Below are 26,226 nucleotides of genomic sequence, written 5' to 3'. Positions count from 1 at the left end.
GTCAAGGGGTGGGAGTTAACCCTTGGCAAATCCGCTGGGCACAGCGAAACGCGGTCGACACACGGCGGGGGCGGATGCGGAAACGCGACGAGGGCGGAACCAGGAATCCCCGGTTCCGCCCTCGTGCTCCGTGTCCAGTGAGGGGCCGTCAGAAGCCGTAGCCCATCCGCCGCGACAGCTCCACCGCCGCGGCGACCGTGCGCTTGGCGAGCTCGGTGCGGCGGTCCTCGGTCAGGCGGTACACGGGCCCTGAGGCGCTGAGCGCCCCGATCACCTTGCCGTCGTGCGCGCGCACCGGTGCGGCGACCGCGGCCAGGCCCACTTCGAGCTCCTCCACGGCGATGGCGTAACCCTGGTCGACGACGGCCTCGAGTTCGCCGCGCAGCGCCACCGTCCCGGTCACCGTGTGCTCGGTCAGGCGTGGCAGCGTCCGCGCTATCAGGCCTTCGCGCAGCGTCGTCGGCAGGTGGGCCAGGAGGATCTTGCCACTGGAGGTGGCGTGCAGCGGGGTGCGCCTGCCGAGCCAGTTCTGCGCGGTCACGGACGCGGGGCCGCGGGCCTGCATGATGTTGACCGCGGCGTCGTCGTCCAGGATCGCGATGTTGACCGTCTCGCCCAACTCGTCGGCGAGGTCGCGGCAGACCGGGCCGCCCTCCTGGGAGATGTCGAGACGCACTGCCGCGGCTCCCGCCAGGCGGAGGACGCCGGCCCCCAGGAAGTACTTCCCGCGGTCCTTGGCCTGGCCCACGAGGCCCCGGTTCTCCAGCACGCCGAGCAGCCGGAAGGCCGTCGACTTGTGCACCCCCAACTCGTCGGCGATCTCGGTGACTCCGGCCTCGCCGTGCCGGGCGAGTATCTCCAGGACGGTGACCGCGCGGTCCACGGACTGGACGGATCCCGGGGCCGCTTTCGGCTGCTTCTCGCGGGACTCCTCAGGCTCGTTCTCGCGCGGCTCCTCGATCTGATCAGGCTGTTTCCGCGTGCCGGTCATGTCTTAACTCTCACCACCTCGCGGCCTGTTGAAGCCGCATCTGCGGGAAGCCCTTGACGCGATGGGCGTCCCGACCGGATTCTGTTGCGTATAGCGCTCCCTCGTGCGCCATACGAAACATCATGTTACCGAAGGGTCCTGGGCCGAGAAGGTGTCAGGACCGGGCCGAGAGAGATCAAGAGGGGGGCCCATGTTTCCCGTCTGCCGCCTTGAAGACCTCCCCGCGGGCGAATCCGTCCGTGTCGACACCACACCGCCGATCGCGGTGTTCAACGCCGACGGTGAGATCTACGCCATCGACGACACCTGCAGCCACCAGGACGCCTCTCTCTCCGAGGGCTGGCTCGAGGGCTGTCTGGTCGAATGCCCGCTCCATGCCGCCTCATTCGATCTCCGTACCGGGCTGCCGACCTGTCTGCCCGCCCGCCGCGCCGTGCGCACCCACAGGGTGAGCGTCGACGACGGCACGATCCACGTCCACCTGGTGGCCGAGGAGGGTTCCGCCGCATGAGGACCATCACCGTGGTGGGCGCCTCGCTCGCCGGGCTCTACGCGGCGCGCGAGCTGCGCGCCCAGGGTTACGACGGGCGGCTCGTGATCATCGGGGACGAGCCGCACCCACCGTACGACAGGCCGCCGCTGTCCAAGGACTTCCTCATCGGCAAAGCCGATGAGGCCCAACTCGCCCTCTCCGACGACGAGGAGAGCGACGAGCTCGCCGCCGAGTGGCTGCTCGGGGTGCGCGCCAGGGGCCTGGACCCGCGTGGCCGCACCGTGCTCCTCGACGACGGCAGGACCATCGCGAGCGACGGCGTGGTCATCGCGACCGGAGCGTCCGCGCGCCGACTGCCGGGCCCCTCTCTGTCAGGGGTGCACACCCTGCGCACCCTGGACGACGCCCGCGCCCTGCGCGGGGAACTGACCGGAGGACCGCGGCGGGTCGTGGTGATCGGCGGTGGATTCATCGGCGCCGAGACCGCGTCCTCGTGCGCGGCGCTCGGGCACGACGTGACGGTCGTCGAGGCCGCCCCGCTGCCGCTGCTCCCGCAACTGGGCGCGGACATGGCAGCGGTGTGCGCCGGACTGCACGCGCGCGGGGGAGCGGAGCTCGTGACGGGCACCGGTGTCGCCGCGCTGCGCGGCGACACGGCCGTGCGCGGGGTGGAGCTGGCCGACGGCCGTCTGCTCCCCGCCGATGTGGTCGTCGTCGGCATCGGGGCCACCCCCAACACCGCCTGGCTCGCGGGCTCGACCCTCGCCCTGGCCGACGGAGTGCTCTGCGATGACGGCTGCGTCACCGCAACTCCGCACGTGGTCGCCGTGGGCGATGTCGCCCGCGTGGGCGGCGCGCGCGCCGAGCACTGGACGAGCGCCACGGAACAACCCCGCGTCGCCGTGCGCAATTTGCTGGCCGGTCACACCGCCGAGGCGGTGCGGCCGCTGCCGTACTTCTGGTCCGACCAGTACGGCTCCCGCATCCAGTTCGCGGGGCGGCGGCGCGCCGACGACACCGTGCGCCTCATCGAGGGCTCACCGGAGGAGGGGAGCTTCCTCGCCGCGTACGAGCGCGACGGGCACACCACGGCGGTCCTCGCGATGGACCGGCCGCGCCCCTTCATGCGGATGCGGCGCGGACTGCTTGCGTCGGTGCCCGTGGCGGCCTGAAGGGCGGGAGTGCTCGTATCTCGTGCGGGTGCGCCTAGGGGTGCGACAGTTGCCCCGACCCGCCCCGCCGCCGTATGCGCTCCTCGCTCCGCGCAGCCGTCCGGGCCTGCCGACGGGCCCGGCGCCGCTCGCGCCGCAGCTGACGCGCCGTGCTGCTCGGCACCGACACCACGCCGTTCCGTTGGTTCCAGACCTGGCGGGTCACCCACACGTCGAGGACGCCCCAGGTGGCCACCACGGTGCTCGCCACACTGCTGAGCACCATCGGGAAGGACAGCCAGGATCCGGCCAGCGCGCTCAGGAACGCCGTCATCGCCTGGATCAAGGTCAGCGCCACGATGATCACGGCTCGCACCGCGGCCGTACGCACCGGATCGGGCAGGCGCCTCCTGCGCGCCGGCTCCTCCACCCACAACTCCCTGCGGTCCTCGTCGGCCTCGGGCCGACGCCCGAACGCCTCGTGCTCTTTCGCGGTCGTCCTCTGATGTTCTGCCGTGGCCATCAAATCGTCACTCCCCCGATGCCCCTCGGGCCGTTCGATGAGATGTCGGCGGACCCGACCCTCCAGTGGCTGCCCGGTATACGCAGCTTTACGCCACCTGGTGACGGCATGCGGTCCTCTGGTGTCCGCAGTCCCCCAACTCCCGTACTGAAAGACGATCGAGAGGCCCGGAAGATTCCCGCGCCGTTCGAAAAAGCGAAGAGATCAGGCCAACTGGAAAGATCGACAAGCCGGACTGTGCCAAGTGGCATGTGCCACACGGGGGATGCAATCTCCCGAATTGAAGGGACAACTGAGGACGTCGGTTTTGCGTCACGGCTGAAATCCATCCGGATGCGCCTTCGAGTTGCTCCTGTGTCAGTAGTAGGCTCACGCCGTTTGTTGACGCACATGTGTGCCCCTGGCCAAAGCGCGGCCACAGGGGGCCGATCTGGGGGAGGCCATGCGCTTTCGCGGGAAGTCCATCCGCCGGAAGATCGTGGCATTGCTGCTGGTGCCGCTCATCTCCCTGACCGCGATGTGGGGATTCGCCACTTATCTCACCGGTCAGTCGGCCAAGGACCTCATCGACGTCTCCAACGTCGTCGACAAGATCGGCTATCCGATCGAGGACACCGCCAGGGTCGTCCAGCAGGAACGCCGCCAGACCCTCGTCTATCTCGCCGACCCCCGCGCCTCCGACGCGCTCGCCGCACTGCGCCGCAGCCGCACGGCCACCGACGACATGGTCGCCAAGGTCGTGGAGAACGCGGAGCACCCGGACGTACGGGACGAGATCAGCGGAGAGTCGGCGGACCGGCTCGCCTCGCTCCTCGACTCCTTCGAGGGCATCGAGTCGCTGCGCCGCACGGTCGAGGAAGGCACGATCAGCCGCGCAGGCGCGCTGGAGATGTATACGAAGCTGATCGACCCCTGCTACGGCTTCCTGACGACCCTGCACGGTGTCGACGACGTGAAGCTGGACCAGCAGGGCCGGGCGCTCGTCGGCGTGAACCGCGCGCGTGAACTGCTCTCCCGCGAGGACGCCTTGCTCGGCTCCGCACTGGTCGCGCGCAGGCTCACCAAGACCGAGATCCGGGAGATCTCCGATCTCAGGGCCCAGCGCACGCTGCTGTACGAGGTCAACCTCGCGCAGCTGCCGGAGGACGAGCGCGCCCGGTACGAGCGCTACTGGAACGGCGCCGAGACGACGGAGCTTAGGGCCGCCGAGAAGGCCGTCGTCGAATCCTCGCCCGGCGCCCCGCGCGCCGTCACGTCGGCGCGCTGGGACGCCGCGTCGGGCAAGGCGCTCAAGGATCTCGCCGAGCGCGACAAGGCGGCGGGAGACCGCTATCAGGACCGCGTCGAACCGGTGGCCGTCGGCGTGATCGTGCGCGTCGTCGTGGCGGGCGTGTTCGGCCTGCTGGCCCTGCTGTTCTCGGTCTTCATGTCCGTACGCATCGGCAGCAGCCTCATCCGTGACCTGCGCCGCATGCGCCTGGAGGCCCATGAGGCGTCCGGCGTCCGACTGCCCGGCGTGCTGCGCCGCCTGGCGGCGGGCGAGCACGTCGACGTGGAGACCGAAGCGCCCCGTCTGACGTACGAGAAGGACGAGATCGGCCAGGTCGGCCAGGCGCTCAACACCCTGCAGCGCGCGGCGGTCGAGGCCGCCGTCAAACAGGCCGACCTGCGCCGCGGTGTCTCCGAGGTCTTCGTCAACCTCGCCCGCCGCAGCCAGGTGCTCCTGCACAAGCAGCTCACCCTGCTCGACACGATGGAGCGCAGGACCGAGGACACCGACGAACTCGCCGACCTCTTCCGCCTCGACCACCTCACCACGCGCATGAGGCGGCACGCGGAAGGCCTCGTGATCCTCTCCGGCGCGGCCCCGTCCCGGCAGTGGCGCAAGCCCGTCCAGCTCATGGACGTCGTCCGCGCGGCCGTCGCCGAGGTCGAGGACTACGAGCGCATCGAGGTGCGCCGTCTGCCGCGCATCGCCGTCACCGGGCCCGCCGTAGCCGACCTCACCCACCTGATGGCCGAGCTCCTGGAGAACGCCACGGTGTTCTCGCCGCCGCACACCGCGGTGCAGGTCCTCGGCGAGCAGGTCGCCAACGGCTTCACCCTGGAGATCCACGACCGGGGTCTCGGCATGGCGGCCGACGCGCTCCTGGACTCCAACCTCCGCCTCGCGGAGACACCGGAGTTCGAACTCTCCGACACCGACCGACTCGGCCTCTTCGTGGTGAGCCGCCTCGCCCAGCGGCAGCGCGTACGCGTCTCCTTGCAGCCCTCTCCGTACGGCGGGACCACCGCCGTCGTGTTCATCCCGGAGACGCTGCTCACGGACGACGCGCCGGACACGAACGGCGTCGGGTTCCGTCTCGACCGGCCGCAGCCCAAGCAGGCCGTGGGCCGCGACGCATCGGGCGACAAGCAGGCCGCGCTCGGCCAGGTGCCCGTGCAGCTGCCGGGGCTCCCCGCGTCCCTCCTCGACGGTCCCGTCGAGCTGGAGGCACCGGTCGGCACGGCGGGCCTCGACGCCTTCCCGGGCGATCTCGGCGATCTCGGTGACCTCGGCGATGTGGACAGCGAGCGCGGCGGGCTCTTCCGCCCGCGCCGCCGCATGACCGGGGTTGCGGGGGACGAGCAGCACCAACAGGCCCGTGAAGAGCGGGAGACGGGTGAGCGCGAGCCGACACGGCCCGACGACCTGCCCTCGCGCAGCGGAAACGGCAGCGGCAACGTCTTCGGCGGCCCCGGTGAGGACGCGGACGCCGGAGAACCGGTTCAGCTGCCCCGCCGCAGGACCCCGAAGCTGGTCTCCTCGCACGGCCGCCCCGTGACGCACAGCAGGCCCCGGGGCGCCGCTGAGGACGACGACACGGCCCCGGAGCGCCCCGAGCGCCCGCAGGCCCCTGCGGGGCGCCCTCAGGGCGGCGCCGTGGACCGCGACCGCTCCCACCGCACCGCGGCGGAGCCCATCGACCTGCCGCGCCGCCCCGAGGCACAGTCGGCCTGGCCCGACCTCTCCCCGCCGCACCGCGACGTCACCGCGGCCGACGCCCCGCCGGACCTCCCGCGGCGCAGCCGGCTCACGGACAGCGCGCGAACGGAGCCTGCCCGTACGGAGCCTCCGAGTCGTACGGAGCCTGCCCGTACGGAAATTCCGCGTGAGGAGCCCACCACCGCCCCCGGCGGGCTGCCCCGGCGTGTGCGCCAGGCCAACCTCGCCCCACAATTGAAGGACGGGCCGGAACAGCGTACGGAGCGCGAATCGGCCACGACCAGGCCGGAAGAACGCGACGCCGACGAGGTACGCAGCCGCATGGCCTCGCTCCAGCGTGGCTGGCAGCGTGGTCGTGAAGAGAACGCCGCGGGCGAAGACGCCTCCGACGGCACAGCACCAGGAACGACATCTGAGGGGGACGGTCGATGACCTCACCGAAGGCCGATGCACGTACCGCCACACCGGGGGGATCGGGAGAGCTCAACTGGCTCCTGGACGAACTGGTGGAGCGGGTCGCCAGCATCCGCAAGGCGCTCGTGCTCTCCGGCGACGGCCTGCCCACCGGCCTGTCCAAGGACCTGACCAGGGAGGACAGCGAGCATCTCGCCGCTGTCGCCTCCGGCTTCCACAGCCTCGCCAAGGGCGTCGGACGCCACTTCGAGGCCGGCCGGGTCCGCCAGACCGTGGTCGAGCTCGACGACGCATTCCTGTTCGTCACGGCCGCGGGGGACGGCAGCGCTCTCGCTGTCCTCTCGGACGCGGACTCCGACGTGGGCCTGGTCGCCTACGAAATGACGCTGCTGGTCAAGAGGGTGGGTGTGCATCTGGGTACGGCGCCGCGCACCGACCTGACCACGGGAGGGTAGCGGGAGGGTATGAGCGAAGACGGTCAGGGGACACAGGGGACGCATCGCTGGTTCGACGACGACGCCGGACCCGTGGTGCGGCCGTACGCGATGACGCGTGGCCGGACCACCAGTCCGGCGCAGCACCGCCTCGATCTGATCGCGGTCGTCATCGCGGAGGCCCGGGCCGGCGACCCGGAAGCGGATCGGACACTGTCCCCGGAGCACGTGGACATCGTCGGGCTCTGCCGTGACAGCCCCCAGTCGGTCGCCGAACTGGCGGCCGAACTGGACCTTCCCATCGGCGTCATCCGCGTCCTCATCGGCGATCTCGTCGACGAAGAACTGGTGCACGTGACACGTCCCGTACCCCCCGCGGAACTCCCGGACGAGAGTATTCTGCGCGACGTGATCAACGGCCTCCGGGCGCTCTGAACAGCGCGGAAGCGGGGAGTGAGACGTGACTGGCTGGCAGTTCTGGGTCGACAGGGGCGGCACCTTCACGGATGTCGTCGCACGGCGTCCCGACGGGCAACTGCTCACGCACAAGCTCCTGTCCGACAACCCGTCCCGCTATGCCGACGCGGCGGTCGAGGGCATCCGTGAACTCCTGCGCGGCGCCCCTGGCGTCCCCGACGACACGGCGGAGGTGCCCATCGACGTCGTCCGCATGGGGACGACCGTCGCCACCAACGCCCTTCTGGAGCGCAAGGGCGAGCCCACCGCCCTGGTGATCACCCGGGGCTTCGGCGACGCCCTGCGCATCGCCTACCAGAACCGCCCCCGCATCTTCGCCCGCGAGATCGTCCTGCCGGAGCTCCTGTACGACCGGGTGATCGAGGCCGACGAGCGTGTCACCGCCGAGGGCGAGGTCTTACGGGCGCCCGACCTGGAGCGGCTGGCGGGGCCGCTGCGCCAGGCCTACGAGGACGGCATCCGGGCCGTTGCGGTGGTCTGTATGCACAGCCATCTGTACCCCGCCCACGAGCGGGCGATCGCCGAACTGGCCGTCCGCACCGGTTTCCCGCAGGTCTCGCTCTCCAGTGAGGTCAGCCCGCTGATGAAGCTGGTCCCGCGCGGCGACACCGCGGTCGTCGACGCCTACCTGTCGCCCGTCCTGCACCGCTACGTCCAGCACGTCGCCGATGAACTTCGCGGCGTGCGCCTGATGTTCATGCAGTCGAACGGCGGCCTCACCGAAGCGGGCCAGTTCCGCGGCAAGGACGCGATCCTCTCCGGGCCCGCGGGCGGCATCGTCGGCATGGCCCGCATGTCGCACCGCGCGGGCTTCGACCGCGTCATCGGCTTCGACATGGGCGGCACGTCCACCGACGTGTCGCACTACGCGGGCGAGTACGAACGTGTCTTCACCACGCAGATCGCGGGCGTACGGCTGCGCGCGCCGATGCTGGACATCCACACCGTCGCGGCGGGCGGCGGCTCCGTACTGCACTTCGACGGCAGCCGCTACCGCGTGGGCCCCGACTCGGCGGGCGCGACGCCGGGCCCGGCGAGCTACCGGGGCGGCGGCCCGCTCACGGTCACCGACGCCAACGTCGCCCTCGGACGCATCCAACCCGCCCATTTCCCGCATGTGTTCGGGCAGCACGGCGACCAGCCCCTCGACGAGCCCCTCGTACGCGAACGCTTCACCGCGCTGGCCCGCGACATCAGGGAACACACCGGCGACGACCGCACTCCGGAGCAGGTCGCCGAGGGCTATCTGCGGATCGCGGTCGCCAACATCGCGTCCGCCGTCAAGCGCATCTCGGTCCAGAAGGGGCACGACGTCACCCGCTACGCCCTCACCACGTTCGGCGGCGCGGGCGGCCAGCACGCCTGCATGGTCGCCGACTCGCTCGGTATCCGCACCGTCCTCGTACCCCCGATGGCGGGAGTGCTCTCCGCGCTCGGCATCGGCCTCGCCGACACCACCGCGATGCGCGAGCAGTCCGTGGAGGCCCGCCTCGCACCGTCCGAGATGCCCCGCGTCCTGAAGACCGCCGACGACCTGGAGGAAGCGGCTCGCGCCGAACTCGTCGCCGAGGACGTGCCCGAGGACCGCGTCCGCGTCACACGCCGTGCCCAGCTGCGCTACGACGGCACCGACACCACGCTCACCGTGGAGCTCACGGAGCCGGACCGCATGATCCGCGCCTTCGAGGAACGTCACCGCACCACCTACTCCTTCACCCTGGACCGCCCCGTCGTCGTCGAGGCCCTCTCCGTGGAGGCCACCGGCCTGACCGAGCAGCCCGACCTCTCCGTGCTCGCCGGTGACACACACCGAGGCGCTCCGGAGACCGTGAGCCTGCACACGGGCGGCACGTGGCGCGACGTGCCCCTGCACCGCCGCGAGGAGCTGCCGCCCGGGGAGAGCGTCGACGGACCCGCGATCATCACCGAGGCCAGCGCCACGACGGTCGTGGACGACGGCTGGCAGGCGGCCATGACACCCGAGGGCCACCTGGTCATGGAACGCGTGGCGGTACCCGGGGGTTCCGAAGCCGGCACCGAGGCAGACCCCGTCCTCCTGGAAGTCTTCAACAACCTCTTCATGTCGATCGCCGAACAGATGGGCGCCCGCCTGGAGTCCACGGCCCAGTCGGTCAACATCAAGGAGCGGCTCGACTTCTCCTGCGCCCTCTTCGACCCGGACGGCAATCTCGTCGCCAACGCCCCGCACATCCCCGTGCACCTGGGTTCCATGGGCACCAGCGTGAAGGAGGTGATCCAGCGCCGCGGCAGCGGCATGCGCCCCGGGGACACCTACGCGGTCAACGACCCGTACCACGGCGGAACCCACCTCCCGGACGTCACCGTGATCACGCCGGTCTTCGACACCGCGGGGGAGCAGGACACCTCGGAGGATCAGGACACTTCAGGGGAGCGGATCCTCTTCTACGTGGCGTCGCGCGGGCACCACGCGGAGATCGGCGGCATCGCCCCCGGCTCCATGCCGGCGAACAGCCGCACCATCGAGGAGGAGGGCATCCTCTTCGACAACTGGCTTCTTGTAGAAGGCGGCCGTTTCCGCGAGACGGAGACCCACAACCTCCTCACCGACGCCCCCTACCCCTCCCGCAACCCGGCCACCAACCTCGCCGACCTGCGCGCCCAGATCGCCGCCAACCAGAAGGGCGTCGACGAAGTCGCCCGCATGATCGAGAACTTCGGGCTCGACGTCGTCCAGGCGTACATGCGGCACGTACAGGACAACGCCGAAGAAGCGGTACGCCGTGTCATCGACGCCCTGGAAGAGGGCGAGTTCGCCTATCCGACCGACTCGGGGGCCGTCATCCGGGTCCGCGTCTCGGTGGACCGCGAAGCACGCTCGGCCACCATCGACTTCACCGGTACGTCCCCTCAGCTCGCCACGAACTTCAACGCGCCCTTCGCGGTGGTCAACGCAGCGGTCCTGTACGTCTTCCGCACCCTGGTCGCCGAGGACATCCCGCTCAACGACGGCTGTCTGCGCCCGCTGCGCATCGTCGTACCGCCGGGCTCCCTGCTCGCGCCCGAACCACCGGCGGCCGTCGTCGCCGGGAACGTCGAGACCTCACAGGCCATCACCGGCGCGCTCTACGGCGCCCTGGGTGTCCAGGCCGAGGGCTCGGGGACGATGAACAACGTCACCTTCGGAAACGACCGCCACCAGTACTACGAGACGGTGGCCTCGGGATCCGGAGCGGGCGACGGCTTCGACGGGGCGTCCGTCGTCCAGACCCACATGACCAACTCCCGGCTCACCGACCCCGAAGTGCTCGAATGGCGCCTGCCCGTGCTGCTCGAGGAGTTCGCGGTGCGCCGGGGCAGTGGTGGCACCGGGGCGTGGCGCGGCGGCGACGGCGCCGTGCGCCGCATCCGCTTCCGCGAGCCGATGACGGTGTCCACGCTCTCGCAGCACCGCGAGGTGGCGCCGTACGGCATGGCGGGCGGCGGCCCCGGAGCGCTCGGCACCGGCCGTGTGGAGTGCGCCGACGGCAAGGTCCGGACGCTGGCAGGCAGCGACTTCGCGGAAGCGGGCCGCGGTGACGTACTCGTGATCGAAACTCCGGGCGGCGGCGGGTACGGTCTCGCCCGGAGCGACAGCAGTGAAGCGCGCGTAACGCCAGAAGCAAGCGCAATGCCAGAAGCAAGCGCAACGCCAGAAACACGCGTAACCCCCGAAACAAACGCACCCCCCGAAGCAACTGATCCAGGAGTAGCGAGCGATGATCTTCAAGCGTTCTGAGCGCGGCAGGGCCCCAGTCGAGCCGGTCACGCTGAAGATCCTGGTGGCGGGCGGCTTCGGCGTGGGCAAGACGACCCTCGTCGGCGCGGTCAGCGAGATCAAACCGCTGCGCACCGAGGAGCTGCTCAGCGAGGCGGGCCGCCCGATCGACGACATCAGCGGCGTCTCGGGCAAGCACACCACCACCGTCGCCATGGACTTCGGCCGGATCACGCTCCGCGAGGACCTGGTCCTCTACGTCTTCGGCACCCCGGGCCAGGACCGCTTCTGGTTCCTCTGGGACGAGCTGGCCACCGGAGCGCTCGGCGCCGTGGTCCTCGCCGACACCCGCCGCCTCGAGGACTGCTTCGCGGCCGTCGACTACTTCGAGCGCCGCTCCATACCCTTCGTCGTCGGCGTCAACTGCTTCGAGGGCGCGTCCCGCTACCCCGCCGACGCCGTGCGCCAGGCGCTCGACCTCGACCCCGGCGTCCCCGTGGTGATGTGCGATGCGCGCGAGCGGCAGTCCGTCAAGGAAGTGCTCATCGGAGTGGTCCAGCACGCGATGGCGGCCGCCGCGGCGGCCAGGGAGCCCGCGACCACGTGACCGTGTCTCCCTGAGAGCCACATGTCCCTGAGAGCCGCATGTACGCGTGCGGAACCGCGGCCCGTACCCCCGGCCGAACGGGGTACGGGCCGCGGTCATCCTCGGCTCAGCTCGCGCCGTCCTCGTGCCAGCCGAAGCTTCGCTCCACCGCCTTGCGCCAGTTGTTGTACTCGCGATCGCGTGTGTCCGTCTCCATCGACGGCGTCCACTCGGCGTCCTGCTGCCAGTGCGCCTTCAGCTCGTCGAGGTCGTTCCACACGCCGGTCGCGAGCCCGGCGGCGTACGCGGCGCCCAGACACGTCGTCTCGGTGACCTTCGGCCGGATCACCGGCACCCCGAGGACGTCCGCCTGATGCTGCATCAGCAGATTGTTTTTGGTCATGCCGCCGTCCACCTTCAGGGTCCGCAGCTGCACTCCGGAGTCCTGGTACATGGCGTCGACGACCTCGCGGGTCTGCCAGCTGGTCGCCTCCAGTACGGCACGTGCCAGATGCGCCTTGGTCACGTACCGGGTGAGCCCGGTGACGACGCCGCGCGCGTCCGAGCGCCAGTAGGGCGCGAAGAGGCCGGAGAACGCGGGCACGATGTACGCCCCGCCGTTGTCCTCCACACTCGCGGCCAGGGGCTCGATCTCATCGGCGTTGCGGATGATGCCGAGCTGGTCGCGGAACCACTGCACAAGGGCGCCGGTGATCGCGATCGCCCCTTCGAGGCAGTAGACGGGCGCCTCCGAGCCGATCTTGTAGCCCATCGTGGTGAGCAGCCCGTTCTTCGAGGGGACGGGCCGGTTACCGGTGTTGAGCAGCAGGAAACTGCCGGTTCCGTACGTGTTCTTGGCCGTCCCGGTGTCGTAGCAGGCCTGCCCGAAGATGGCCGCCTGCTGGTCGCCGAGTGCGGAGGCGACCGGCACACCGGAGAGCTGCCCGACGGCCGTGCCGTAGACCTCGGCCGATGACCTGATCTCCGGGAGGATCGCCTCGGGGACGTTCATCGCGGACAGGATCGACTGGTCCCACTGGAGGGTGGCCAGGTTCATCAGCATGGTGCGCCCGGCGTTGGTGACGTCCGTGACGTGCACGCCGCCGTCCGTGCCACCGGTGAGGTTCCAGATCAGCCAGGAGTCGATGGTGCCGAAGGCGATCTCGCCGCGCTCGGCGCGGGCCCGCAGGCCGGGCACGTTGTCGAGCAGCCAGGCCGCCTTGGGCCCGGAGAAGTAACTCGCGAGGGGCAGTCCGGTCTGCTCCCGGAACCTGTCCTGGCCGTCCGCGCCGCCCAGCTCGGTGCAGAGAGCCGACGTCCGGGTGTCCTGCCAGACGATCGCGTTGTGCACGGGCTTGCCCGTGGCGCGGTCCCACAGGACCGTCGTCTCGCGCTGGTTGGTGATGCCGAGCGCGCTGAGCTGGTCGGCACGGAGCCCGGCCTTGGCGATCGCTCCCGCGACCACGGCCTGCACCTTCGACCAGATCTCGGCGGCGTCGTGCTCCACCCACCCGGGCTTGGGGAATATCTGACGGTGTTCGCGCTGGTCGACGGCGACGATCTCGCCCGCGTGATTGAAGATGATGCAGCGGCTTGAGGTGGTGCCCTGGTCGATGGCGGCGACGAACTTCTCGGAGTTGTCCGGCATGGCTACCTCTTGAGTCAGAAGGCTGCGTTGTAGATGAGACCTGCGAGCGCTCCGCCGATCAGGGGCCCGGCCACGGGGATCCAGGCGTAACTCCAGTCGGACGTGCCCTTGTTCGGGATCGGCAGGAACGTGTGCACGATGCGCGGGCCCAGGTCGCGGGCCGGGTTGATGGCATAGCCGGTGGGCCCGCCGAGCGAGAGGCCGATGCCGACGACCAGGAAGGCGACGATCAGCACGAGCGTGCCGGACTCGCCAAGACCCTTGGTCAGGCCGAAGGCGAGGAGCGGAAGCACCAGGGCGATGGTCCCGATGATCTCGGTGAGGAGGTTGGCGACCGGGTTACGGATCTCGGGGATGGTCGAGAAGATGCCGAGGGTCGGCGTCGGCTGGTCCACGCCCTGGGCATCGCCCTTCGTGCCACGCGGGACGTTGGCGTTGAACTGCGCGAAGTAGACGAGATACGCGAGTACGGCGCCGAGCATGGCGCCCACCATCTGCCCGAGCAGATAGATCCAGACCTTGTCCCACTTGCCCGTGTCGATCGCGATGCCGAGGGTGACGGCGGGGTTGAGGTGGCCCCCGGAGAGCGGCGCGGCGGTGTACGCCCCCGCCATCACGCCGAAGCCCCACCCGAAGGCGATGACGATCCATCCGGAGGCTTTGGCCTTCGAATAATTCAGGGTGACGGCGGCACATACGCCGGCGCCGAAGAGAATGAGAATCGCGGTGCCGATGATCTCACCGACGAAAATGTCCCCATTCGAGTACATGGCGGCTCCTAGGGCCTTGCCCGGGGCGGTGGCCCCGGTACTCCGTGCTGGGTGCGTTCCACGACTACTGCCTGGCAGGGCCCGGTGATGTCAGCCGAGGGCAGGGGTGTCCCGCGCCCCACCCGGCTTTCATGGCGAGCGTGCCGTCGCAGTCGAATCGCCCAGAGGGGGGATGACCCGCTGAACAGGCCCTTGGTGCAGCCCCTTCGAGCGTGCGGGGGCCCTGAGCGGTGCGGAGCCAAAAGTGCGGCGATGCCGACTGACACCGGAAGTGTTCACCGGTGGTGATGGAGCGTCAAGGTCGCGGACGGCAACGGTTAACCGGCGTGAGCGCTTCCCCCACGACCTGGCCACGGTCTTCCCCGCGATCTGCCCTCGGCCTTGCCCCGTGACGATCGACGCAGGGGCCGGTGAGAGGGCTCAGCGCACCGCGACGACCGAGGACCCGTGCCCGAAGAGACCTTGATTCGCCGTGATGCCCGCACGAGCCCCCACGACCTGCCGCGCCCCCGCTGTTCCCCTCAACTGCCATGTCAGTTCGCACACTTGGGCAATGGCCTGCGCCGGAACGGCCTCTCCGAAGGAGGCGAGCCCGCCGCTGGGGTTGACCGGTATGCGCCCGCCCGGAGAGGTCGCCCCCTCCCGCAGCAATTTGGCCCCCTCTCCCTCGCCGCAGAGCCCCAAATCCTCGTACCACTGGAGCTCCAGCGCGGTGGAGAGGTCATAGACCTCCGCGAAGGAGAGCTCGTCGGGCCCGATGCCCGCTTCCTCGTAGGCCGCACGCGCGATGGAGGCGCGGAACGTCGTGTCGGCCGGCGCCACGGCGGCCGCGGAGTCCGTCGCGATGTCCGGCAGGTCGAGGACGGTGGTCGGATACGTCGGGGTCACCGTGGACACGGCCCGGATACGCACCGGATCCTGTGCGCCGTGCCGCCGCGCGAAGTCCATGCTGGAGAGCACGAGCGCCGCCGCCCCGTCGGAGGTCGCGCAGATGTCGAGCAGCCGCAGGGGATCGGCGACGACGGCCGACGCGGCCACTTCCTCGGCGGAGACGGTCTTTCGGTAGCGCGCGTTCGGATTGAGCGCCCCCGCTGCCGCGTTCTTCACCTTGACCTGGGCGAAGTCCTCCAGCGTGTCGCCGTGCACCGCCATCCTGCGGCGCGCGTACAGGCCGAAGTACGTGGGGTTCGTGGCGCCGAGGACCTGGAACCGGAGCCAGTCCGGGTCGTCGTGCCGGTCCCCTCCCGCGGGCCGGAAGAACCCCTTGGGCGCGGCGTCGGCCCCGACCACCAGGACGACGTCGGCGAGGCCCGCGAGGATCTGCGCGCGCGCCGTGTTGATCGCCTGCGCCCCCGACGCGCACGCCGCGTACACGCTCGCCACCCGCGCGCCCTGCCAGCCGAGCGCCTTCGCGAACGTCGCCCCTGCCACGTACCCGGGATAGCCGCCGCGCACCGTGTCCGCGCCGACGATGGAACCCACGTCGCGCCAGTCCACCCCGGCGTCGGCGAGCGCCGCGCGGGCCGCCGCCGTCCCGTACTCGATGAAACTCCGGCCCCACTTGCCCCACGGGTGCATGCCCGCGCCGAGCACCGCCACCTCGCTGGTCATGCGTCCACCCCCACGGGCCGCCAGTACCACGTCGTCCATGCCGTCTCGGCGTCCTCATCAAGGACGCCGGGGACGACCTCCACCTCCATGCCGATCTCCAGATCGGCGACGGTGACCCCCAGGGCCGCCTGGCCGAGCACCACCATGCGCTCCGCTTCCAGCTCCACAGCGATCAACGCGTAGGGCTGCCAAGGGAGTTCCGGATCGGACACGTAGGGTGCCGGTGGGCGGTAGCGGCTGTCCGTGTAGGACCAGACGCGGCCGCGAGGGGAGAGCGGCACCTCGTCGAGGTCACCGCCCGAGCAGCCGGGATTGCGGCAGAAGCCGTCCTCGCGGGGGAAGAAGACACAGGCGCAGGCCGAGCAGCGCGTGCCCAGAAGGCGGAAGTTGTCTCCCTCCCCGGCGAACCAGCCGGCCACCACGGGAGTACGCGTACGCGACAAGGCTCCTCCACGACACTGGATTCCACGAGACACTGGATCTGATGGAACGTCAGAAGTGTGCCACGGGCAACCTGATCGCGTCAGTAGCGCGGCACTCGCTACTTCCCGTCCAACGAGCCGCGTGCCACGGGGAAGTCGAAGTAGGTGTCAGGGAAGAGCTCGGGCTTGTAGGTGAAGTGCCACCACTCCTCGGGAAGGTTCACGAAGCCGACCTTGGTCAGCGCGCCACGCAGCAGATCACGATTGGCACGCTGCTTGCCGTTGATCCGGGGATCGTCCGTGTGGGAGAGGGTGTCGAAACAGTCGAACCCCGTCCCCATGTCGAGGGAGTTGTCGGGAAACCGCTCGCTCTTGGGCCCGTAGCAGGGAGTGAGCACCTCTCCGGGGATGTACGGACGCGTCGGCAGGGCAGGCAGTTTCACGACCGTCAGATCGAGCGTCGAGCCGCGGCTGTGCCCGGACTTCGCCGCGATGTAACCGTCCTCGAACAACCGCGACTTGTCGACATGGGGATAGAACTCCGCCTTCATGCGTACGTCGCCGAGATCCTCGGCCCAGTGCACGAACTGGTCGACCGCCCGCTGCGGCCGGTAGCAGTCGTACACCTTCAGGGAGTAGCCCTTGCGCAGCAGTGTCCGCTGGGCCTTGTGCAGTGCCTTGGCCGCGGGCTTCGTAAGGATGCACATCGGCTTCTTGTAGCCGTCGATGGGCTCGCCCACGAAGTTGTGCGGCGTGAAGTAGCGCATCTCCTGGATGATCGTCGGGTCGACGTCGCGCAACGCCACGAACGCGTCGGGGGCCTTGGGTTCGGGCTTCGCGTGGGCGGGCGCGGGGGCGGCGGCCACGGCGACCAGAGCGGTGGCCGTGACGGCGAGATTCCGCAGGGCGGGGGCAAGTCCTGTCATGAACCCTGCATTTATCAGGATTCGGCCCCGGAGGGAAAGACCGTCACCTGAGTGATCGGATACAGTCCGCGGCGTGTCCGTACCTCTGTCACCCCCATCACCCCAGCTCCGCGCCGATCCGGCCCCGGGCTCCCACTGTTCAAGTTGTGGGTCGCCCTACGGGGAACACCTGTCGGCCTGGCCCCGCACCTGCCCCGCCTGCGGCACGGTCGCCTACCGAAATCCGCTGCCCGTAGCAGTGGCGCTGCAGCCCGTGTACGACACCAAGGGCACCGCCCTTGTCGTCGTGACCCGGACCATCGCCCCCGCGCGCGGGGAAGTGGCCCTGCCCGGAGGGTTCATCGACGACCGGGAGGACTGGCGGGCCGCCGTCGTCCGCGAGCTCAAGGAAGAGACCGGCATCAGCGCGGCCGCACGCGACGTCCGCCTCGCGGACGCGCTCAGCGCCCCCGACGGCTACCTGCTGCTCTTCGGCCTCCTGCCCGAGCGCCCTGTCGCCGACCTGCCGGACCCCGTACCGACGGACGAGACCGAAGGCTGGCACCTGCTGCACCGCCCGGCCGAAATGGCCTTCCCGCTGCACACGTTGGCGGTACGCGCCCTGTTCGAAGGGCGCTACATCTGACGCTGCGAAACTCCCCGCACCGTCACCCGCAGCCCGACCTCGTCCGCGGCCTCCTCACCATCCCGACCGTCCCGCTCGACCACCACACTCCCGCCGACCCACCGCGCGGCGAAACGCTCGATCTCCGGCTGCTCCCACCCGTCACCCGCGTCCCTGACCACCAGACCACCGCCCGTACGCCCCGGCGCCGGCGCCCACACCTCCAGTTCGAGCCCGCCGTCGGCGCCCCGTACAGGCAGCACCGCACCGGCACGCGCGAGCACCGGGACACGGGACAGCGGGGCCTCCAGAAGTACCCGGGCAGGCCCCTCGTACGCCCGGCCGGTCGCCGTGTCGTACCAACGGCCCGGGGGCAGCCGCACCGTGCGGCGGACTGCCCCCGGCTCGAACACGGGCGCCACAAGGAGGCAGTCCCCGAGCAGGAACGCGTCCTCGCAGTCACGCAGCGCCCGGTCCTCCGGACTGCCCCACCACAAGGGCCGCACATACGGCGTACCCGTACGCCGCGCCAGATGCGCGAGCGTCACGAAGTACGGCAGCAGCCGCCGCCGTTCCACGAGCGCCACGCGCGCGTGCTCAAGCACATCGGGACCGAACTCCCAGGGCTCCCTGCGCCCGGCCCGCAGCGCGGCATGCGTACGGAACAACGGCAGATACGCGCCGAGCTGGAACCACCGCAGATACAGCTCGGGCGACGGACTGCCGTCGAACCCGCCCACATCAGGACCCGAGTACGGCACCCCGCACAACCCCAGGCCCAGGACAAGGGACAGGGACGCCCGCAGACCGAGCCACCCCGTGGCCACATCCCCGGACCACGTCCCTCCGTAGCGCTGCATTCCCGCCCACCCGGAACGCGAGAACAGGAACGGCCGCTCCTGGGGGTGCAGTTCGCACAGTCCCTCGTACCCGGCGCGGGCCATGGCGAGGCCGTACACGTTGTGCGCCTCACGATGGTCGCCGCCGCGTCCCTCCAGAGAATGCCGGGCCGAGCGGGGCAGCGTCGGCTCCCCGAAGGCGGCGAAGGACACCGGCTCGTTCATGTCGTGCCAGAAACCCGCGAACCCCTGGGCGAGCCGTTCCTTGTAGAGGCCGCCCCACCAGGACCGCACCCGCGCGTCCGTGAAGTCCGGATAGACCGCGTCGCCCGGCCAGACCAGTCCGTGCACCGCCCGCCCCGCGGCATCCCGCACGAAGGCATCCGCGGCTCTGCCACTGTCGTAGACCTCATTGCCCGGCTCCGCCTTCACCGCGGGGTCGACGATCGACACCAGGCGCACGCCGTCCTTGAGCAACTCGTCGGCCAACTGCGGCAGGTGGGGATAGGCCGCCTTGTCGACGGTGAACACCTGGTGCGCTTCGTAGTGATCGATGTCCAGATGGAGGGCGTCCAGCGGCAGCCCGCGCTCCCGGTAGCCCGCGACGATCCGCCGCACCTCCTGCTCACCGCCGAAGCCCCACCGCGCGTGATGGTGCCCGAGCGCCCACGAGGGAGGAAGCGCGGGCGGCCCCGTGAGCGAGGCCCAGGTGTGCAGCACGCGCGCGGGAGTGCCCACCATCACCCAGCACCGCAGCGGACCGCCGTCCATGCGCACCTCGCACGAACCCGCCCTGTCGTGCCCGGACCCCGCACCCACCTCACCCTCGCGCACCGCCACGGTGCCGTCCCAGGTGTTGTCGTGGAACACCAGATGGCAGCCGACATCGGCCACCACGAACTGCACGGGCATGGTGATGTACAAGGGGTCGTCACCGGGCCCGAACGATCCCCCCGGATCGGTGTTCCACAGGCGATACGTCCCGTTTCGCAGCCGAGGCCCCCGCGCGCGTCCCCCGAGCCCGAAGAACCGTGCGTCCGCCCCCACCTGCGAGCGCTGAAGCCAGCGCGCCGGGCCCCCGTCGACCGGCTCCCACCAGCGCGGCGGCAGATCGCGGCGCAGCGTCATGCCGCCGGGCGTCTGCAACTCCACGGCGCCGAGCCGCGAGACGACCACCGTCGCCCGCTCCGACACCACCCGCCAGCCGCCCTCCTTGTCCGGCTCAAGGACGGCCCGCGGATCCGCCTCGGGGCTCCCGCTGACGAGCGCGTACGAAGGATCGGGCTCCGCGCCGTCCCACCCCCAGAAGACGGCCCCACCCGTCGTGACCCGCACCCGCAGCTCGGAACGGGCGAACCGCACGACGCCGCCCCCCGGCCCCGGCTCCACGCCCGTCACCGGACCGGGCACCCGCGCGCGCTCCGCACCCCGGGGGGCGAGCGCGGCCGCGTCCACCCGCCGCCTGCGCCAAGAGGACCGCACCGCACGCAACCCCTGCGCCGTACCGACCAAGCTGACCGCCTTCATCGAACGCACCAGGTCACGACCGTTCATGCTGCTCACCCTGCCACCGAAGAGGCCGCCCGTATGCATCGTTCAGCTGCCGTTCACCTGGGCCGACGGCACATAGCCGCCCCGCCGACTGTGTGAGGCACGCCCTGGTGCCGAAATCGATCACGTGGCATCGTCCCTGTCAGCCGTGTCGCGCGCACGAACCAGCTCGCGCGCACCACACACGCACACGACGCGTACGTAAAGCCCGGGAGCCGCCCCATGTCCTCTGCGAACCCCTCACCGCTCTGGCAGCCCGACCAGGAACGGATCGCCGCAGCGCAGATCACGCGCTTCCAGGCGTGGGCCGCCGAGCACTACGGAGCGCCCGCCGACGGCGGTTACGCGGCCCTCCACCGCTGGTCCGTGGACGAACTGGACACGTTCTGGAAATCGGTCACCGACTGGTTCGACGTACGGTTCACGACGCCCTACGCGCGCGTACTGGGCGACCGCTCGATGCCGGGCGCCGAATGGTTCCCCGGAGCCACGCTCAACTACGCCGAACACGCCCTGCGCGCCGCCGAGGACCCCGCGCGCGCGGGCAACCCGGCTCTCCTCCATGTCGACGAGACCCACGAGCCGTCCGCCGTCACCTGGGGCGAGCTGCGCCGCCAAGTAGGCTCCCTGGCGGCGGAGCTGCGCACCCTCGGCGTACGCCCCGGGGACCGCGTCAGCGGCTACGTCCCGAACATTCCGCAGGCCGTCGTCGCCCTCCTCGCCACCGCGGCCGTGGGCGCCGTATGGACCTCCTGCGCCCCGGACTTCGGCGCCCGCAGCGTCCTCGACCGCTTCCAGCAGGTCGAACCGGTCGTCCTGTTCACCGTCGACGGCTACCGCTACGGCGGCAAGGAGCACGACCGCCGCGACGCCGTCGCCGAGCTGCGCCGCGAACTGCCCACCCTGCGCGCCGTCGTCCACATCCCGCTGCTTGGGACAGAGGCCCCCGAAGGCGCCCTGGAATGGGCCGCCCTCACCGCGTCGGACACGCTTCCGGTCTTCGAGCCGGTCCCGTTCGACCACCCCCTGTGGGTGCTCTACTCGTCCGGCACGACGGGCCTGCCCAAGGCCATCGTCCAGTCCCAGGGCGGCATCCTGGTCGAACACCTCAAGCAGCTCGGCCTGCACTGCGACCTGGGCCCGGACGACCGCTTCTTCTGGTACACGTCCACCGGCTGGATGATGTGGAACTTCCTCGTCTCCGGCCTCCTCACCGGCACCACGATCGTCCTCTACGACGGCAGCCCCGGCTATCCCGACACCGGCGCCCAGTGGCGCATCGCCGAACGCACGAAGGCCACCCTCTTCGGCACGTCGGCCGCGTACGTCATGGCCTGCCGCAAGGCGGGCGTGCACCCGGCCCGCGACTTCGACCTCTCGACCGTCAAGTGCGTCGCCACCACAGGATCCCCGCTCCCGCCCGACGGATTCCGCTGGCTGCACGACGAGTTCGACGACACCCCCGGCGGCCTGTGGATGGCCTCGGTCAGCGGCGGCACGGACGTCTGCTCCTGCTTCGCGGGAGCCGTACCGACCCTGCCCGTCCACATCGGCGAGCTCCAGGCACCCGGCCTCGGCACGGACCTGCAGGCCTGGGACCCCCAGGGCAAGCCCCTCATCGACGAGGTCGGCGAACTCGTCGTCACCAACCCGATGCCGTCCATGCCCATCCACTTCTGGAACGACCCGGACGGCAGCCGCTACCACGACAGCTACTTCGACACCTATCCCGGCGTCTGGCGCCACGGCGACTGGATCACCGTGACCCCGCACGGCTCGGTCGTCATCCACGGCCGCTCCGACTCCACGCTCAACCGCCAAGGCGTACGCATGGGATCGGCCGACATCTACGAAGCCGTCGAACGCCTACCCGAGATCCGCGAATCCCTCGTCATCGGCGTCGAACAGCCCGACGGCGGCTACTGGATGCCCCTCTTCATCCACCTCGCCCCCGGCGCCACCCTCGACGACGGCCTGCGCGACCGCATCAAACAGACGATCCGCGCCCAGCTGTCCCCGCGCCACGTCCCCGACGAGGTCATCGAGGTCCCCGCCATCCCGCACACCCTCACCGGCAAACGCATCGAGGTCCCGGTCAAGCGGCTGCTCCAGGGCACCGCACTGGACAAGGCGGTCAACCCCGGCTCGGTCGACAACATCGACCTGCTCCGCTTCTACGAGGACCTGGCCCGCGAACGCTCCTGATCTCCCGCCGAGCCGCCGTTGTCAGTGCCCGCCGTTACTGTGAGTGAGCATTGATCGACGGATCGCAGGGGGAATCATGACGCGCACGCAACCCACCACCACGCGACGCGCACTACGCCGCGAAGTCGCCGGAACCATCGGCCTGTTGGCCGACGAGGACGACTTCGCGGCGATGCGCCGCTACCGCACCTTCACCTTCGACGACCACAAGACCTACCTCCGGCAGGCCGAGGGCCTCCTCAGGTCACTCGCGTCCGACGGCGGGCACACCACCATCGCGCTCTTCGACCCCCAGGAGTACGAGGAGTACTGCGCCGACACCGGCCTGAACCCCGACGCCCCCGCCAGCCGCACCCGCTTCACCGCGGAACTGGCAGCCACCGGTCCCACCGTTCCGTACGACGGCCAGCCCCTCTCCGCCCTCCTCCCCGACCTCGTCGACGAGGCGGTCCGCCAGGCCACCTGGGAGTACGCGACGATGCTCCTTGCCCGCCTCGGCACCTGCGCGGTCTGCGGCGAGGACATCGGCCGAGACGCCTTCAGCCGGGCCTCGGACCTGCTCGTCCAACTCCTCGAGACCTCCGGCCCCGGCACCCGGCACCTCGTCTGCAGCGTGCCCGCCGCCCCGGAGACGCTCCTCGCCGCACTGCACGCCGCACAGGACACCGACGGCAACGCGGTGCTCGACGAGACCGAGGCCCTGGAGTTCACCACCGTCCTCGCGGTCGGGATCGCCACCCACAGCGCCGCGGGCCTGGTGATGCGCACCACCGCGGACGGCAGGCCCGACCGAGTCCAGGGCTGGCGCCTGCACGGCGAGCGACTGCTGCCCCTCACCGCCGCCGAGGTCTTCGACGCCTACTGCACCGACGCGGTGTCAGGAGACCTCGTCGCCCCGGAATCCGGCGTCGACTACTGCGCCGCACCGCCCATCGGGGACGACGGGCCCGAAGGAGGGCACCGGCACTGAACGCCGAGGGGCGCCCCACCCATGACGGATGGAGCGCCCCTCACACACCTGACTTCGGCTACTCGCCGGACAGAACCGCCTGCGCGGCCTTCCGGGCCTCATCGGCGGTGTCAGCGGCACGCGCGGCGGAGGCCGCACGCTCGCACTGAGCCAGCGTGTACTTGCCCAGCGTCGCCCGCACGTAAGGAATGGACGCCGCACCCATCGACAGCGAGGTGACACCGAGACCGGTCAGCACACACGCCAGCAGCGGGTCGGACGCCGCCTCGCCACACACACCACAGCTCTTGCCCTCGGCCCTGGCCGCCTCGGCGGACAGCGAGACCAGGTCGAGCAGCGCGGGCTGCCACGGGTCCTGGAGCCTGGACACGGCGCCCACCTGACGGTCGGCCGCAAAGGCGTACTGGGCAAGGTCGTTCGTGCCGAGCGAGAGGAACTCGACCTCCTGGAGAATCGAGCGCGCCCGCAGCGCGGCCGACGGAATCTCCACCATGGCACCGAACTTGGCCTGAAGCCCCGCCTCACGGCACGCGTCGGCGAACGCCTTGGCGTCGATACGGTCGGCGACCATCGGCGCCATGACCTCGAGGTAGACCGGCAGCCCTTCCACGGCCTTGGCCAGCGCCGTCAGCTGCGTTCGCAGCACATCGGGGTGGTCGAGCAGCGATCGCAGCCCGCGCACGCCGAGCGCCGGGTTCGGCTCATCGCCGGGCGTCAGGAAGTCGAGCGGCTTGTCGGCACCCGCGTCGAGCACACGCACGACGACACGACCCTCGGGGAAGGCCTCGAGCACCGCGCGGTACGCCTCGACCTGCTTCTCCTCCGACGGCGCCTTGGTGCTGTCGTCCAGGAAGAGGAACTCGGTCCGGAAGAGACCGACACCCTCGGCCCCGGCCGCCACAGCCGCCGGCACATCAGCGGGACCGCCGACGTTGGCGAGCAGCGGCACCTTGTGCCCGTCGGACGTCGCACCCGGACCGGTCGACGAGGCGAGCGCGGCCTTGCGCTCGGCGGCCGACGCCTCGAGCTGAGCGCGCTTCTCGGCGCTCGGCTCGACGAAGATCTCGCCGGTGCTGCCGTCCACGGCGACGACCGTGCCCTCTGCCAGCTCACCCGCGCCCGGCAGCGCGACGATGGCGGGCACACCGAGCGCCCGCGCGAGAATCGCGCTGTGACTGGTCGGCCCGCCCTCCTCGGTGACGAAACCGAGCACCAGCGCGGGGTCGAGCAGCGCGGTGTCCGCCGGCGCGAGGTCACGCGCGATCAGGACGTAGGGCTCGTCGCTGTCCGGGACACCGGGCATCGGAACCCCGAGAAGCCGGGCGACGATACGATTCCGCACGTCATCGAGGTCAGCCACGCGACCGGCCATGTACTCGCCGGCGCCCGCGAGCAGCTCGCGGTAATGGGAGAACGCGTCATATATAGCGCGCTCCGCCGAGCTGCCTACGGTGATGCGCCGGTCGACATCGGCGATGAGCTCGGGGTCCTGCGCGATCATCGCCTGCGCCTCGAGCACCGCCTGAGCCTCACCGCCGGCCAGGTTGCCACGCGCGTTCAGGTCGGCCGCCACGGCTTCCACCGCCTGGCGAGCGCGCCCCTGTTCACGCTCTGCGTCCTCCGCGGGAATCTGCTTGGCGGGCGGCTCGAGCACCGCCGTCCCCATATGCCGAACTTCGCCGATCGCCACACCGTGGCTCACGCCGACGCCTCGCAGCGTTGTCTCCATTGCACCCGTCTCCGATAGAGCGACGGGCCCAGCCGCCGCGGTGGATGTCGCATCTGCCGTCAGGGACGGCGATGACGTCACTGCCAGCTGAAGAGAGCGTCCCCAGCCTTGACGTCTCCATCCTCCACGAGGCTGGAGAGGGACTCGGCAGTGGCCTCGAGTGCCACGATCGGGCAGATCGGAGACTTTCCGGCCGCCTCGACGGCCGCGGGGTCCCAGCGCACGATGGACTGACCGCGCTGCACGGTGTCACCCTTGTTCACGAGCAGCTCGAAGCCCTCGCCGTTGAGCTGGACCGTGTCGATGCCCAGGTGCGTCAGCACGCCATGTCCTTCGTCGTCCACGACGACGAAGGCGTGCGGGTGGAGCGAGACGACGATGCCGCCGACGGGGGCGACAGCCTCGGAGGGCTCGCGCGCGGGGTCGATGGCGGTGCCGGGCCCGACCATCGAGCCGGAGAAGACGGGATCCGGTACAGCGGAGAGCCCGATGGCGCGTCCGACAAGCGGGGACGTCACGGTGGTCATGCAAGCCTCCCAGGGGGGTGGAGAGTCGTAGCCGCCGTCACTACCTGTCCTGGACGACGCACTGTGCAGAAGAGTAAGTCATAAAAAGTCCCGGTTCCGCGCGAGAGGTCCCGGTTGACTGAGTAGGGGCACTGCACAAACGATTTGCTCCGGCCCAACGCCCCATGTACAGTCGGACTCCTGCCTGAGGCAAGCGACGCGATCAAGCGTCCGGACTCGGCGGCATCTATCAAGTCAGATCCTAATCCCTGGGTCAGCTTCTGCGTGCTCGCAGATGAGTGGTCAGGGAGTCGAAAAAGACCTGATAGAGTTTGGAACACAACGAAGGGAAGCGCCCGGAGGAAAGCCCGAGAGGGTGAGTACAAAGGAAGCGTCCGTTCCTTGAGAACTCAACAGCGTGCCAAAAGTCAACGCCAGATATGTTGATACCCCGTCTCCGGCCTTCTGGTCGGGACGAGGTTCCTTTGAAGAAACATCAGCGAGGACGCTGTGAACCGGAAGATTATTCCTCTTCCTGGTTCCGCTCAACGCGGATGCGATCCCGATTACGGGATGACATTCACGGAGAGTTTGATCCTGGCTCAGGACGAACGCTGGCGGCGTGCTTAACACATGCAAGTCGAACGATGAAGC

At 70.2% G+C, this 26,226-nt stretch carries 20 protein-coding genes and 1 rRNA gene; 11 read left to right on the top strand and 10 right to left on the bottom strand.

All coding sequences use genetic code 11. The features are described 5' to 3' along the window. Positions 1 to 148: 148 nt before the first annotated feature. Positions 149 to 991 (bottom strand): IclR family transcriptional regulator, encoded by an 843-nt coding sequence (locus ACWFRJ_RS15505; RefSeq protein WP_453529782.1) that lies wholly within the window; start codon positions 989 to 991, stop codon positions 149 to 151. Positions 992 to 1,181: 190 nt separating this feature from the next. Between ACWFRJ_RS15505 and ACWFRJ_RS15500 the strand changes: the two genes are divergently transcribed. Further along, complete coding sequence (locus ACWFRJ_RS15500; protein ID WP_453529779.1) at positions 1,182 to 1,502, top strand: bifunctional 3-phenylpropionate/cinnamic acid dioxygenase ferredoxin subunit; 321 nt, start codon at positions 1,182 to 1,184, stop codon at positions 1,500 to 1,502. Beyond that, complete coding sequence (locus tag ACWFRJ_RS15495; RefSeq protein ID WP_453529776.1) at positions 1,499 to 2,656, top strand: NAD(P)/FAD-dependent oxidoreductase; 1,158 nt, start codon at positions 1,499 to 1,501, stop codon at positions 2,654 to 2,656. The genes ACWFRJ_RS15500 and ACWFRJ_RS15495 overlap by 4 nt, the downstream gene beginning before the upstream one ends. A 34-nt stretch (positions 2,657 to 2,690) precedes the next feature. Here ACWFRJ_RS15495 and ACWFRJ_RS15490 read toward each other — a convergent pair whose 3' ends face one another. Then, positions 2,691 to 3,158, bottom strand: a complete 468-nt coding sequence (locus ACWFRJ_RS15490) for a hypothetical protein (protein WP_453529773.1) — start codon at positions 3,156 to 3,158, stop codon at positions 2,691 to 2,693. A 442-nt stretch (positions 3,159 to 3,600) separates the two neighbouring features. Here ACWFRJ_RS15490 and ACWFRJ_RS15485 point away from each other — a divergent pair, with 442 nt between their 5' ends. Genes ACWFRJ_RS15485 through ACWFRJ_RS15465 form a run of 5 tightly spaced genes read left to right on the top strand, consistent with a single transcriptional unit; the run spans position 3,601 to position 11,812 of the window. Further along, positions 3,601 to 6,576 (top strand): nitrate- and nitrite sensing domain-containing protein, encoded by a 2,976-nt coding sequence (locus ACWFRJ_RS15485; protein ID WP_453529770.1) that lies wholly within the window; start codon positions 3,601 to 3,603, stop codon positions 6,574 to 6,576. Next, positions 6,573 to 7,013, top strand: a complete 441-nt coding sequence (locus ACWFRJ_RS15480) for a roadblock/LC7 domain-containing protein (protein WP_453529767.1) — start codon at positions 6,573 to 6,575, stop codon at positions 7,011 to 7,013. Before ACWFRJ_RS15485 ends, ACWFRJ_RS15480 begins: the two co-directional genes overlap by 4 nt. A 9-nt stretch (positions 7,014 to 7,022) precedes the next feature. Then, the gene (locus tag ACWFRJ_RS15475) at positions 7,023 to 7,427 is read left to right on the top strand and encodes a DUF742 domain-containing protein (RefSeq protein ID WP_453529764.1); all 405 of its coding nucleotides are present in this window, start codon (positions 7,023 to 7,025) and stop codon (positions 7,425 to 7,427) included. A gap of 25 nt (positions 7,428 to 7,452) precedes the next feature. Next, entirely contained in the window at positions 7,453 to 11,226 is a 3,774-nt protein-coding gene (locus ACWFRJ_RS15470) for a hydantoinase B/oxoprolinase family protein (protein ID WP_453529761.1), read from the top strand. After that, entirely contained in the window at positions 11,207 to 11,812 is a 606-nt protein-coding gene (locus ACWFRJ_RS15465) for a GTP-binding protein (protein WP_453529758.1), read from the top strand. The genes ACWFRJ_RS15470 and ACWFRJ_RS15465 overlap by 20 nt, the downstream gene beginning before the upstream one ends. A gap of 106 nt (positions 11,813 to 11,918) precedes the next feature. On the opposite strand, the gene glpK is transcribed toward ACWFRJ_RS15465, so the two are convergent. The 5 genes from glpK to ACWFRJ_RS15440 all read right to left on the bottom strand — a co-directional run bounded on the left by glpK (position 11,919) and on the right by ACWFRJ_RS15440 (position 17,168). After that, positions 11,919 to 13,439, bottom strand: coding sequence for a glycerol kinase GlpK (glpK, locus tag ACWFRJ_RS15460; protein ID WP_453529755.1), 1,521 nt, complete (start codon positions 13,437 to 13,439; stop codon positions 11,919 to 11,921). A gap of 14 nt (positions 13,440 to 13,453) precedes the next feature. Further along, positions 13,454 to 14,209, bottom strand: coding sequence for an MIP/aquaporin family protein (locus tag ACWFRJ_RS15455; RefSeq protein ID WP_453529752.1), 756 nt, complete (start codon positions 14,207 to 14,209; stop codon positions 13,454 to 13,456). Positions 14,210 to 14,629: 420 nt separating this feature from the next. Beyond that, positions 14,630 to 15,820, bottom strand: coding sequence for a lipid-transfer protein (locus tag ACWFRJ_RS15450; RefSeq protein ID WP_453529749.1), 1,191 nt, complete (start codon positions 15,818 to 15,820; stop codon positions 14,630 to 14,632). Continuing rightward, positions 15,817 to 16,242 carry a Zn-ribbon domain-containing OB-fold protein gene (locus ACWFRJ_RS15445; protein WP_453531120.1) on the bottom strand — a complete coding sequence of 142 codons (426 nt, stop codon included), beginning with the start codon at positions 16,240 to 16,242 and terminating at the stop codon, positions 15,817 to 15,819. Before ACWFRJ_RS15445 ends, ACWFRJ_RS15450 begins: the two co-directional genes overlap by 4 nt. Positions 16,243 to 16,361: 119 nt before the next feature. Continuing rightward, positions 16,362 to 17,168: a M15 family metallopeptidase gene (locus ACWFRJ_RS15440; RefSeq protein ID WP_453529746.1), complete on the bottom strand. Its 807-nt coding sequence runs from the start codon at positions 17,166 to 17,168 to the stop codon at positions 16,362 to 16,364. Positions 17,169 to 17,241: 73 nt separating this feature from the next. Here ACWFRJ_RS15440 and ACWFRJ_RS15435 point away from each other — a divergent pair, with 73 nt between their 5' ends. After that, positions 17,242 to 17,793, top strand: coding sequence for an NUDIX domain-containing protein (locus ACWFRJ_RS15435; RefSeq protein WP_453529743.1), 552 nt, complete (start codon positions 17,242 to 17,244; stop codon positions 17,791 to 17,793). Here ACWFRJ_RS15435 and ACWFRJ_RS15430 read toward each other — a convergent pair. Continuing rightward, a complete protein-coding gene (locus tag ACWFRJ_RS15430; protein ID WP_453529740.1) occupies positions 17,784 to 20,165 on the bottom strand; it encodes a glycoside hydrolase family 31 protein in 2,382 nt (793 codons plus the stop codon). The genes ACWFRJ_RS15435 and ACWFRJ_RS15430 overlap by 10 nt on opposite strands. Before the next feature lie 219 nt (positions 20,166 to 20,384). On the opposite strand from ACWFRJ_RS15430, the gene ACWFRJ_RS15425 reads away from it, so the two are divergent. Then, positions 20,385 to 22,367, top strand: a complete 1,983-nt coding sequence (locus ACWFRJ_RS15425; protein ID WP_453529737.1) for an acetoacetate--CoA ligase — start codon at positions 20,385 to 20,387, stop codon at positions 22,365 to 22,367. Positions 22,368 to 22,443: 76 nt separating this feature from the next. Next, on the top strand, positions 22,444 to 23,337 hold the full coding sequence (locus ACWFRJ_RS15420) for a hypothetical protein (protein WP_453529735.1): 894 nt from the start codon (positions 22,444 to 22,446) through the stop codon (positions 23,335 to 23,337). A 58-nt stretch (positions 23,338 to 23,395) separates the two neighbouring features. Here the strand turns inward: ACWFRJ_RS15420 and ptsP are convergent, their stop codons facing one another. Beyond that, positions 23,396 to 25,066: a phosphoenolpyruvate--protein phosphotransferase gene (gene ptsP / locus ACWFRJ_RS15415; RefSeq protein ID WP_453529732.1), complete on the bottom strand. Its 1,671-nt coding sequence runs from the start codon at positions 25,064 to 25,066 to the stop codon at positions 23,396 to 23,398. Positions 25,067 to 25,143: 77 nt separating this feature from the next. Next, on the bottom strand, positions 25,144 to 25,593 hold the full coding sequence (locus ACWFRJ_RS15410; RefSeq protein WP_389916629.1) for a PTS sugar transporter subunit IIA: 450 nt from the start codon (positions 25,591 to 25,593) through the stop codon (positions 25,144 to 25,146). 558 nt (positions 25,594 to 26,151) lie between these two features. Between ACWFRJ_RS15410 and ACWFRJ_RS15405 the strand changes: the two genes are divergently transcribed. Then, a 16S ribosomal RNA gene (locus tag ACWFRJ_RS15405) occupies positions 26,152 to 26,226 on the top strand; the annotation flags it as partial.

The sequence above is a fragment of the Streptomyces sp. NPDC055239 genome, from assembly GCF_053606205.1.
The sequence above is the reverse complement of the archived record's forward strand: the minus strand, read 5'-3'. Positions and strand labels throughout refer to the sequence as shown.

What these genes read in the sequence shown, in the direction of transcription:
- ACWFRJ_RS15505 (WP_453529782.1), bottom strand. Translation starts at nt 991, where the DNA reads ATGACCGGCACGCGGAAACAGCCTGATCAGATCGAGGAGCCGCGCGAG.
- ACWFRJ_RS15500 (WP_453529779.1), top strand. Translation starts at nt 1,182, where the DNA reads ATGTTTCCCGTCTGCCGCCTTGAAGACCTCCCCGCGGGCGAATCCGTC.
- ACWFRJ_RS15495 (WP_453529776.1), top strand. Translation starts at nt 1,499, where the DNA reads ATGAGGACCATCACCGTGGTGGGCGCCTCGCTCGCCGGGCTCTACGCG.
- ACWFRJ_RS15490 (WP_453529773.1), bottom strand. Translation starts at nt 3,158, where the DNA reads ATGGCCACGGCAGAACATCAGAGGACGACCGCGAAAGAGCACGAGGCG.
- ACWFRJ_RS15485 (WP_453529770.1), top strand. Translation starts at nt 3,601, where the DNA reads ATGCGCTTTCGCGGGAAGTCCATCCGCCGGAAGATCGTGGCATTGCTG.
- ACWFRJ_RS15480 (WP_453529767.1), top strand. Translation starts at nt 6,573, where the DNA reads ATGACCTCACCGAAGGCCGATGCACGTACCGCCACACCGGGGGGATCG.
- ACWFRJ_RS15475 (WP_453529764.1), top strand. Translation starts at nt 7,023, where the DNA reads ATGAGCGAAGACGGTCAGGGGACACAGGGGACGCATCGCTGGTTCGAC.
- ACWFRJ_RS15465 (WP_453529758.1), top strand. Translation starts at nt 11,207, where the DNA reads ATGATCTTCAAGCGTTCTGAGCGCGGCAGGGCCCCAGTCGAGCCGGTC.
- glpK (WP_453529755.1), bottom strand. Translation starts at nt 13,439, where the DNA reads ATGCCGGACAACTCCGAGAAGTTCGTCGCCGCCATCGACCAGGGCACC.
- ACWFRJ_RS15455 (WP_453529752.1), bottom strand. Translation starts at nt 14,209, where the DNA reads ATGTACTCGAATGGGGACATTTTCGTCGGTGAGATCATCGGCACCGCG.
- ACWFRJ_RS15450 (WP_453529749.1), bottom strand. Translation starts at nt 15,820, where the DNA reads ATGACCAGCGAGGTGGCGGTGCTCGGCGCGGGCATGCACCCGTGGGGC.
- ACWFRJ_RS15440 (WP_453529746.1), bottom strand. Translation starts at nt 17,168, where the DNA reads ATGACAGGACTTGCCCCCGCCCTGCGGAATCTCGCCGTCACGGCCACC.
- ACWFRJ_RS15430 (WP_453529740.1), bottom strand. Translation starts at nt 20,165, where the DNA reads ATGAACGGTCGTGACCTGGTGCGTTCGATGAAGGCGGTCAGCTTGGTC.
- ACWFRJ_RS15425 (WP_453529737.1), top strand. Translation starts at nt 20,385, where the DNA reads ATGTCCTCTGCGAACCCCTCACCGCTCTGGCAGCCCGACCAGGAACGG.
- ACWFRJ_RS15420 (WP_453529735.1), top strand. Translation starts at nt 22,444, where the DNA reads ATGACGCGCACGCAACCCACCACCACGCGACGCGCACTACGCCGCGAA.
- ptsP (WP_453529732.1), bottom strand. Translation starts at nt 25,066, where the DNA reads ATGGAGACAACGCTGCGAGGCGTCGGCGTGAGCCACGGTGTGGCGATC.
- ACWFRJ_RS15410 (WP_389916629.1), bottom strand. Translation starts at nt 25,593, where the DNA reads ATGACCACCGTGACGTCCCCGCTTGTCGGACGCGCCATCGGGCTCTCC.